We start from the raw sequence: 10,357 nt of genomic DNA on the forward strand, positions 1-10,357 counted from the left end.
ACGGTCGGGAACCGGTTGGCCGACAAGGTCCATACCGGTTTGGCATAGTCGGGTTAGTCTGTGCGTGCTGTCCCGCTCACACCACCCGCCGTGAGCGCCAGCGTCCGGCGGGATGTGGAGGTCAGGACCCATGGCACAGGCACCCGAGCTGCCCACAGGCTCCTACCGGGTGTCGCCCGAACTGCTGGCCCGACCGGAGTTCCGCACCGCCTGCTCCGTCCGCGACTTCGGCATGATCTTCCGCCTGATGCGCAAGTACGACGGCGCCAGCCAGGACCGGATCTCCTCACCGATCGACGGCCTGTCGCAGTCGCGGGTCAGCCGGATCGTGCGCGGCGAAGACCGCATCGCCTCCCTGGACCTCATCGAGCGCATCGCGGACGCCCTACGCATCCCCGGCGGGTACTTCGGACTCGCCCCCCGCAGCTGGGAAGCGGCCCGTGAGACGGCCGCCCCGCAGGCACTCCCGACCCAGGCAACCCCGACCGCCACGCCAGCACCGGCACACGCCGCCAGGCCAGCCGCGTCGCCCGGTGGGCTCATCGTCGAGGTGGACGAGGCGACGTTGCGGTACGACGACGCCACGTACTACGCCCACCAGGTCCGCCGGATCGTGAACACCGGCACCGAGCCGATCACCCAGTACCTGATGCGAATCTCCGTCGACCGGTACCCAGGTGACCCCGAACGATCGGCCCGGCTCTACCGTGCCAAGCCGCTCCGGTGGGACTTCCTGCGGCTGTCAGCCACGTGCAACGGCGAGCCGATGAACTGGAAGATCAAGACGGACCTGGACGCGCTCAAGGAAGTCTGGCTGTGCTTCGAGAACTCCCAGGGGCATTTCCCGCTCTACCCGGGAGACACCGCCGTCATCGAGTACTCCTACCGGGTGTCCGATGATCGGTGGGGCCCCTGGTTCCAGCGCGCCGTGCGAGTCCCGACCCGTTCCCTGTCTGTCCGTCTGGACTTCCCCGCCGACGTCGACCCGATCGTGTGGGGCATGGAAACGTCGATGACGGCCGAGGCCCTGCCGTTCCGGACCGCGATCACGCGCACCGAGTCCGCCGGCCGCCGGGTGTTCTCCTGGTCGACGGACGAGCCGCCGTTGCACGCCCGGTACCGGCTGGAGTGGAACTTCCGTGCACAACCCGACCTCGCCACCGAGGCCGCCCGCCCATCCGAACAGATGGCAGCCGTCGGCATCATCCAGCAGGGCGCCGACATCCTCAGCACCACCGCCCGCCCGTTCGACCTGCCGGCCGAGGCCGAGGACGCCCGCCGCGTCGTTGCCGAACTGTCGTCCGCCATCGAACGGGTCTCCGCCCTGCACACCTTCGGTAAGGGCATGGGGATCGCCGCCCCGCAGATCGGCATCAACCGGGCTGCCGCCATCGTCCGCACCATCGACGGCGACACGATCACCCTGCTCAACCCAACCGTCATCGAGACCAGCCCGGACACCGACGAGCAGTACGAAGGATGCCTCAGTTTCTTCGACGTCCGCGGACTGGTACCGCGCCCGCTTACCCTGCATGTCGACCACGCCGACATCGACGGCGCCCGGCGGATCACCGTGTTCGACAGGGGACTCGCCCGTCTCGTGGCCCACGAGATCGACCACCTGGACGGCCACCTCTACACCGCCCGGATGCGCCCCGGGATGACCCCGATCCCGGTTGAGCAGTACCGCGGAGTCGGCAGCGCCTGGACCTACACCAGCACATGACCGGCGCCCACACCCCAAGGCCGATCAGTGAGCTTCGGTTCCTCGTAGCCGGTGCCTATGTACTCGACTGCCTGATCAGCACGCCCCGTCTGCCCGCGTGGGGCGACGATCTGCGCGCCGAGGCCATGCGGACTGTTCCCGGGGGCAAGGCGCTGAACCAGGCGGTCACCCTTGCCCGTCTCGGCGCCCAGGTCGCCGCCGTCGGATGCGTCGGAACCGACGTCGTAGGCCAGGCCATCCGGGGTGCGCTCACCGCCGAGGGCATCGACGTGTCCACTATGGCCGCCGTCCCCGACGCACCCACACCGGTCTGCGTCGTCTACACCCGCACCGACGGAGAGAACGCCTTCGTTTGGCGTGTCCCCGACGCGCTCACCCTCACCGCCGATCACCTCTCCGCCGCCGCGCGGGCCGCCGAACCTGTCGATGCGGTGCTGGTGACCTTCGAGTTCCCCGATCAGAGCGCCGACATCCTCACCGCGGCCCACGCCGAGGGCATCCGGACTGTCGTGAACCCCGCACCTCTACCCGCCGATCCCGCCGTCATCGGCGCCATCCCCTGGAACGCCGTAGACGTCCTGGTGCCCAACGAGGCCGAGGCACGCGGTCTGCTCATCGGACACTCTGCCGCCCACGGCCCAGCCGAGCATCTCGCCGACGCCATCGCGGATGCCTTCGGCGTCGAAACGGTGTGCGTCACCCTTGCCGAACAAGGCTGCGCACTCCGGATCGACGGAGCCAGCACCACCTACCCAGCGCCACCAGTTGCGGTCCTCGACACCACAGCAGCCAGCGACGCCTTCACCGCTGTACTCGCCGCGCACCTCATCGCCGGCGCCGATCCAACGGTCGCCGTCCACCAGGCCCAGGCAGCCGCAGCCCTCACCATCAGCCGACCAGGAGCCTACGAAGCACTCCCGACGACGACCGAGCTACAGCACCAGGCCGGGAGCTTGCCGAATTGCTCGATTTAGAGATCAAGTCGCGGTGTGAGCCGCGCCGCGCGACCGCCTGCGCGCGGCCGTGGAGGCCGTGCTCGCCGGGTGCGTCGCGCCAACATCTGACAGTCATCGCCGTTGATGTTCTTTCGCCTAGGGATACCGAGAATTTCACGTACGTCCGATTCTCGGCCGCTAAAACCGTACCGCCGGGCGCCGACAGCAAAGTAGATGGGATGCTACACGAGCCCGCCTCCGAGAGATGGCAAGACGCTAAGGACTCCGATTAAGCGAAGTCCAACGTCAGGTCAGTCAAAACGTCAAGATCGAACAGTGGGCTCTGTCGAAGACGATCGCGAAGCTGAGTTCCCGTAAGGCGCTCTACAGTGCCCGCCCGCCCCGTTAGGCGCCGCAACCATTGACCATTATCAAGATCTAGAACATCAAGTTGCCGCTTCAGCCTGACGTCGGTGTATTCACTAAGATCCAAAATGTATGCCTCATACTTTGTGCCCGCCTTGTGCTGATCAGAAAGCGACGCAGAAATTAGATGTATGAATCGCAGGTCAACCAAGCGCCCCAAGATTTCGTAATTTGAATGCAGTTTCTGTGCCATGTTGATCCGAAAATACATATAGCCGGCACCCTTGACGGCAGCAGAAATTGTCTCGAGGGCGACAGATAGAGCGCCCGACATAGCCGACGAGACATCTAGCTCCAGATCCCTCTTCTTGCTGCGAGCGGAATCACCAGCCGCCTTCGCAACGTCCTCACGCCCGACACCGCGGGCTTGGGGGCGGGATTGACGTGCGACTACTATAGAAGAAGCAAAGAGATTTAGATAGTCACGCGGCACGCCACCAGACGCCAGGGTCAAACGACCGAGCGCCTCACGATTCGCTATCGCGGACGGTTGCCTTACTCCGACTGCGGTTGTGTAGTTAGACAGGACAGACTCCAGGAAGTCCTGCGCAACCTTAGGATCTTCGAGAGTTACATCGAGGTCGATTTTCGAGGCATCATGCGGAATCTCTAGACCCTTTTTTGAAGACGGTTTAAACGGTCGGGTTAGCTGCTCTATACTTGCAATCTTGAGCCAGCTATCGCAGTCCCGCAAGGCGCCTGCAATGTAGTCTAGAAGTTGCGGCTGGTTCTCTGTGGGATACAGATAGTAATCATCCAGAAAAACAAATGCCCGAGCTACCCCTTGCCTTAGAACACCCCGCAATGCACTGTTTATATCTGGGATCTTTGTGGTGATCTCACGCGGCGATGCGCTCTTTTCTGAACGTAGGGAAATCAGCCATTTCTGCTGCTCTTCGAGCTTCAAGACAGAGGGCGAATGTGACGAACCAAAATATTTTACTAGCGAGGAAAATATCGCGTCAACGACAACCAAAAAAGCGCTGGCAGGATCAAGTTCACGAAACACATGGGTATTGAGCCAGACGGCGGCATGTCCTTGTCGCTCTGCGATACGCTTTGCCTCGAGCAAAAGAGAGGTCTTTCCCATTCCTCTACGGCCATAAACCAGCTGATGTCGTGACGCTCCGATGGCTGCGAGGCTGCCGCGAGGATCCTCGACATATTTCAGACTCGGGAGCGCATCCGACGTCCGCGAACGTGCTTCAAGTAGCTGTATGAGCTGCGTGACATCTTGACCACTCAGACGTCCTCCGTCATGCTGCCCAACGGCTGATTCGGGGATTTCTACCTGTGGACGAAAAGTTACAGCAAAGGCCGCGTCTTCTTTGAAATTTGCGTTGAGGTGAAGCTCCAAGGAGCCTGCCATGCTCTGTGCCGCAACCAGCGATGCGGAAGAAACATAGACGACAATCCAGTGCTCGCCAGGAAAAGAACGCTCTTGAATATCATGGACGACGACGCCCGCATCTACCAAATACCGGCGAACTTCGTCTTTACATTCAGACATCAGATGTATCCATTCGTAAGGGCGAAATTCTCGCAAGAATTCAGAAATTTGGCGGCGGCCGCCGCCAACGCCCTTGCGTCATCTTCCCAGCTTTGCAGGCTCATCGGATAGCAATCGTAATCAGCTTGGTTCCGAAGGAAGCGAGCATTGGTCAAGTCCGCCTCCATTGAAGCTACCTCATTCATCTGCTTCGGGAGATGACGAGGCAGAAGATTATGCCGTTCGTAGTCGTCACCTCTTTCCGCGGCAAAAACGACTGCGCGCGCAGCATGGTACATAGCATAGTAATGTCTACTGATAGAGGAACGGAAAAGTGATGATCGAATCAACTGATCACCCGCACCCAGGTGATCGCCGGCGAGAGAAAGTCGGTCGGATACAATCTGACTCAAGAGATCGTCCAACGGAAAAGCATACCTGGATGAGCCTGTAGGAAAAGCTGCAATCCCGTTTTTGTTGAGCGTCGAGAGGTGGAGCCCCACCTGATCGCTCGCTGTCACTCTAGGCATGCAAGCGTCCTCCACCGGGTCCGACTGTCGATCTCTACCGCGAGCCGCCATCGATGGGGTGGCGGGAGACTCGTTCTCCCGGTGGAACCCCCAGATACCGGCTCGGAGCAGACAAGAGTACCAAGGCGGAATCTCGGGGGACCAGCGTGGCTGTCATCCTTCTGTGGGCCTCGTTGCGCTGCACCGGAACCGGCGGATGGATCTGCGTCAGGCGGTGCGGCGAGTGGATCAAGGATGCCCCACTGCCACGAAACCACACTAGGCATTTTCGGACATTTATGACCAAACATCTCGGTCGACAGATACATCCTTGGTCTGCTACACGGGCCGGCCTTTACTGGACGCCAGTGGGTTGTGCCCGCAATCCGCGAGCCGCGCCTACATTCTGTGGCCTCAGTGCGGAAGGCTGCCGTACTGCAGTCGTACTGCAACCGGGGTGGACGCCCATGGAGGTCGGTGGACATCGCCGAGGCCGCGACCTGCACCGATGGACGTCGGTAGACGTTCGTGGACGGTGCGCCGAGGGCTACGGATCAGAAGGTTCCGCTACGGGCGAGGCGCCGAGGCGACCGGCTTGGGGTCCGTGGCCTGAGGCATCTGGTTAACAGTCGTCTGCGTTGATCAGCCGCACCCCATATTCGATGATCTTGGTCTTGCCTCGGTCGGCGGGTGCCACCCCCGCTCGCCGGCCCGTTGTGGAGGGGGTCAGCCCGTTCGAGCCGGGGGCCAGGTTGGGGCCCTACACGCCGGCCCTGCTTGGGCCCTCGGCTCTCGTGGATCTTGACAGCCGTGTACCCATCTCTGTACCCGAGCCGGCGGACGTCGGTGGACGCCAGCGGACGTGGACTGGCACTGAAGCCCAGCTTGCGTCGACCCGGCGGACATCGGTGGACGTCCGTGGACGGAGCGCCCGCTTCTCTTAATCCGCGGGTTCGGGGTTCAAGTCCCTGGCGGCGCACCCGTAGCTATCAGCGGTTTTGCCCATTTGGGCAGGGCCGCTTTTTCATTGTGGCAGCCACGCTGGCAGCCACAGGTGCGCGCCATGTCAGCCTTTCTCGCTACCAGCGACCAAGATCAATAATTTCGGATGCTGACGCGTAGGGCAACATTGACGTTGTTTGTGAGGACCCCCGGCCCGGGGGCTGCCTCGGGTGCAGGCCGCGGGCCGGCCGAGCCGTCCGCCCGGTGGCGGTGGGACGGCCGGACTGCCGGTCCAGGCCTGCGATCTGTCGTTCCGCCGTGATCCTCACCGCCGTGGCGACCACCCGGAACGGCTCTCGGCCCGCAATCAAGCTTAGGTCGTTGGTATCGCCGTGCACCCTCTAGGAGGGCTCAGCCCACGCGGGTGCCGGTGAAGGGCATCCCGGGCATGATGCCGGGCTTCGCTTTACCCGTCATCGTGTCGCCGCTTACGGTAGCCGTCGATTTGAGGGTGAGCTTCGTCGGAGAGGTGACCGCGACCGACCAGGCGAGCTTGTCACCGTCGACACGACCGTCGGTGATCTCGAGCGTCATGCCGTCCTGAATCATGGAACCCGTGAATCCGGAGTCGGTGCTCTTGATCGTAAGTTCACCTTTCTGCTCCCCGATCGGTGATGAAAGGACAAGCTCCCAGCGTCCGTCGATGCTCATACGCGCCGCTCCTTCGCCATTGGGACAGCTGACAGCGCCTTTATACCGCTCTCGCCGCACTGCGAGCCCATATCGGCACCTGAATAGACGGGGAGCGGCTCCCGCGGTGGACCTCGCACCCGCGCGGACCGGACCACGTCTTTCGCGGGTCACGACTGGTGTCTGGCGGGCCGGGGCGGTGGCTGGCGGGTCTACCACCTCGGGTGCAGGCGAAGATGGACTGGACTTGGCCGCGGTGCCGCCGCCCCGACTCGTCGCCTCCAAGCCCGTTGAGCCCGTCCTGGGGCCGACGACCACGGTTGAACTACGCGAACCAGCCCGATGGAGCGAGCTCGGCGCCCATGCGCGGGACGTACTGGTCGAAGTAGATCCGCGAGATCAGTTCGCGCCGGGACCGCACGGCCGCCTTGACGAAGATCGCCTTGAGGTGGTCCTGCACGGTGTAGGACGACAGGTGCAGCGTGGCGGCGATCTCCTTGGTGTCCGCGCCCTGGAGGACCAGTTGGGTGACGTCGCGTTCGCGCAGGGTCAGACCGAAGGCCGCCACCACCAGCGGCACGATCTCAGGGGGCCGGGCCTCCTCGATTGTGATCACGACTTCGCCAGCCCGGTCGTCGCCGGCGCCCGACAGGGGCGAGGCGTGCAGCACGAACCACTGGCCGTTAGCGGACCGGATCCGGCAGCGGGGCAGCGTACGGGTCTCACCAGCGGCGTAGCGGCGGGCAGCCCCGATGAGGGCGCCGATCGAACTCGTGGGGTCGCCCTCCAGGCCGCCGCCGGTGAGTTCGGCGAGCCGGGCCGCCGTGTGCGCGCTGCGCTGCACCAGCCGACCGGCCCGGTCGACGATCAGCACGGCCGGCCCGCCAGGACTGGCGGGCAGGGTGCCGGCGATCCGGGTCAGCATGCCGGTGCGGACCCCGCGGGCGAACGCGGCCGACAACGAGGCGATGAACACGACGTCGGCCTCGTCGAACGGCTCGTCGTCGGTACCGCGGAAGAGGGCGAGCGCCCCCCAGGTCCGGTCGCCCTCCCGGAAGACGACCCGCGCCTCGTCGCCGAACCCGAAATGCGGCGCCATGAACTGGCGCATCCTGCCGGAGGCCTGGACATCTCCCGCATGGGCCAGGTGGACGCCGCCGGCCGGCGAGGCGGCCTTCGCCAGCGCGTTGAAGGCCGTCGGCTCCGACGTGCCGTACTCCAGCAGCCCGAACTCGTGGTCGTGCGCGTCCACCGACCTCAGGTCGCCGTATTTCCGGTCGCTGGTCAGCAGGCCGGTGGCCGGGTCCGAGGTGCCGAGGCACGCGCTCACCCACGGCACCGCGCGGCGCAGGGACGTCGTCGCCTCCTCGAGGAACGTCTCGAGTTCCAGGCCGGCGCGTGACAGGCAGTCGATGTCGCCACGCGCCCGTTCCATGGTCAGCTTCCGGGACATTCCTCGATTGTGGGTTCCTCCCGCGGCGCTGAACATCCCAGATCGGTGGGGGGTCCGAGCCCCCCGGCATACCGGCCCGTGAACCACCCCGTGGCCTGGGATTTCTCCGGACTCGGGAAGCGCCGAGGCTGGCCCCATGACGATCTCACTCCCTTCCGCGGCCACCTCCGACGAGGCCCTGCGCGCTCACTGCGAGATGCACCTGCCCGGCGACCCCGGCTACGACGCGGCCCGGACCGCCTGGAACCTCGCCGTCGACCCGCGGCCCGCGGCGGTCGCCGTCCCGCGCTCCGAGCAGGAGGTCGCCGCCGTCGTCGCCGCGGCCGCGAGCGCCGGCCGGCGTGTCCTCGCGATGGCCACCGGCCACGGCCTGACGGCGTACGCGGGCCGCGACCTCTCCGACACCGTCCTGGTCCGCCTCTCCGAGCTGCGGGACGTGACCGTCCACCCGAGCATGGGCGTGGCCCGCGCGCAGGGCGGTGCGCAGTGGACCGACGTCATCACGAAGGCGGCCCCGCACGGGTTCACAGCGCCGCACGGCAGCGCGCCCGATGTCGGCGTCGCTGGCTACCTGCTCGGCGGCGGCCTGTCATTCTACGGCCGTAGGCACGGGGTCGCGGCCAACGCGGTGCGCGCGGTGACGGTGGCGCTGGCGAGCGGGGTGTTGCTCCGCTGCTCGCGGACCGATCATCCCGAACTCTTCTGGGCCGTCCGCGGTGGTGGCGCCCCGGGCATCGTGGTCGCCGTCGAGATCGGGCTGCTGGCATATGCGGAGATTTACGCCGGCATGCTCCTTTGGGACCGCCGGCATGCGGACGAGGTTCTGGGTGCGTGGCTGGCCTGGACTCGCCGCGCGCCGGAGAGCGTCACCACGTCGCTGCGGGTGATGAGCTTCCCGCCTCTGCCGGAGCTTCCGCCGTTCCTGTCCGGACGCGAGGTCGTCGTCATCGACGGCGCGGTGCTGGCCGGGGCCGACGAGGGCAGCGAGGTGCTCGCCGCGCTGCGGGCGCTCCGGCCCGAGATCGACACATTCGCGACGATGGCCCCGTCGGGGCTGCTGGGTGTGCACATGGACCCACCTGTCCCGACCCCCTGCGCGTCCGCCCACGCCGTGCTGGGCCCGCTCGGCCCGTCCGCCGCGCAGACGTTCCTGTCCGCGTTCCGGCCCGGGCTGATGTTCGCCGAGCTGCGCCAGCTCGGCGGCGCGTTCGCCCGCTCGGAGGACGACGGCGGGATCGTCTCGAGCATCCGCGGCGACTATGCGCTGTATGCCTGCGCGGTCACGCCCGGGGACGAGGCGTTCGCCGCCGGCCTGGCCCTGACCCAGTCAGTGGCCGACGCGATGGCGCCTTGGGCGGTCCCCGGCCTGGCGCCGACCTTCACCGATCGGCCCGTCACGCCGGAGGACCTGTACGGCGCGGACGACGCCGCCGACCTCGCCACGATCCGGCGGAGGTATGACCCGACGGGCGTCTTCGGCTTCTGACGACCGGCTCGGGCACGAACGCCGTACCCCTCAGCCTGGATGCACCGTCCGATTTGGCCTGTGATCGGCGTGGTAAATGAGAAAGTGCCCTCTGGCCTGGGAGGATGGGAGTTGCGAAGCTACCGTCCACCCTGCTCGAGAGGGCACTTCCGAAGTGCGATTGTTGCATACTGCCTCGAAGATCCATCTTGCGTGTGATGATCCGAACCTGGTCGCCGCGGCCGGGCTGGTTCCTGTGATGCGGCTGGCCGAGCGGGCTGGTCTGGCGGAGCTGGTCGCCGAGCATGTCCGTCTATCTGCCTCTGCCGGGTCGGCGGGGGCGAACGTCGAGGCGAAGGTCGGCTGTGTGGTCGCGGGTATGGCCGCCGGGGCGGACTGCATCGACGACCTGGCGCTGCTGCGCCACGACGCGCTCGGGGAGCTGTTCGGTGGGGTCCGGGCGCCCTCGACACTGGGCACGTTCCTGCGCGGGATGAGCTGGGGCAACGTCCGCCAGCTCGGCAAGGNCGGTCGGCTGCTGCTCGCGGAGCTTGCCGCGACGACGCCGCTGCTCGACGGGGCCGGCACGCTGGCGTTCGTCGATCTGGACTCCTGCCAGCGCCGGGTCTTCGGCCCGGCCAAGCAGGGCGCCGCCTTCGGCCACACCAAGATTGCCAGCAAATCGGTGTTCGTCCGCGGACTGAATGCCCTGGTCGGCACGG

At 65.8% G+C, this 10,357-nt stretch carries 7 protein-coding genes; 3 read left to right on the forward strand and 4 right to left on the reverse strand.

What is annotated here, in order from left to right; all coding sequences use genetic code 11:
- Window positions 1–130 precede the first annotated feature (130 nt).
- Complete coding sequence (locus tag B207_RS0126985) at window positions 131–1,726, forward strand: peptide deformylase (RefSeq protein ID WP_018639800.1); 1,596 nt, start codon at window positions 131–133, stop codon at window positions 1,724–1,726.
- The gene (locus B207_RS0126990; RefSeq protein ID WP_018639801.1) at window positions 1,723–2,700 is read left to right on the forward strand and encodes a PfkB family carbohydrate kinase; all 978 of its coding nucleotides are present in this window, start codon (window positions 1,723–1,725) and stop codon (window positions 2,698–2,700) included. Before B207_RS0126985 ends, B207_RS0126990 begins: the two co-directional genes overlap by 4 nt.
- A gap of 250 nt (window positions 2,701–2,950) precedes the next feature.
- Here the strand turns inward: B207_RS0126990 and B207_RS40180 are convergent, their stop codons facing one another.
- The 4 genes from B207_RS40180 to B207_RS0127000 form a co-directional block, all read right to left on the reverse strand.
- Entirely contained in the window at window positions 2,951–4,597 is a 1,647-nt protein-coding gene (locus tag B207_RS40180; protein ID WP_154675654.1) for a P-loop NTPase family protein, read from the reverse strand.
- Complete coding sequence (locus B207_RS40185; RefSeq protein ID WP_195905367.1) at window positions 4,597–5,106, reverse strand: HEPN domain-containing protein; 510 nt, start codon at window positions 5,104–5,106, stop codon at window positions 4,597–4,599. The genes B207_RS40180 and B207_RS40185 overlap by 1 nt, the downstream gene beginning before the upstream one ends.
- Before the next feature lie 1,332 nt (window positions 5,107–6,438).
- Window positions 6,439–6,738, reverse strand: a complete 300-nt coding sequence (locus tag B207_RS0126995) for a hypothetical protein (protein WP_018639802.1) — start codon at window positions 6,736–6,738, stop codon at window positions 6,439–6,441.
- Between the two features lie 304 nt (window positions 6,739–7,042).
- Complete coding sequence (locus B207_RS0127000; protein WP_018639803.1) at window positions 7,043–8,170, reverse strand: helix-turn-helix transcriptional regulator; 1,128 nt, start codon at window positions 8,168–8,170, stop codon at window positions 7,043–7,045.
- A 136-nt stretch (window positions 8,171–8,306) separates the two neighbouring features.
- On the opposite strand from B207_RS0127000, the gene B207_RS0127005 reads away from it, so the two are divergent.
- On the forward strand, window positions 8,307–9,656 hold the full coding sequence (locus tag B207_RS0127005) for an FAD-binding oxidoreductase (protein ID WP_018639804.1): 1,350 nt from the start codon (window positions 8,307–8,309) through the stop codon (window positions 9,654–9,656).
- Window positions 9,657–10,357: the final 701 nt, after the last annotated feature.

Source organism: Parafrankia elaeagni (genome assembly GCF_000374165.1).
In the GTDB taxonomy this organism is placed as follows: Bacteria; Actinomycetota; Actinomycetes; order Frankiales; family Frankiaceae; genus Parafrankia; species Parafrankia elaeagni.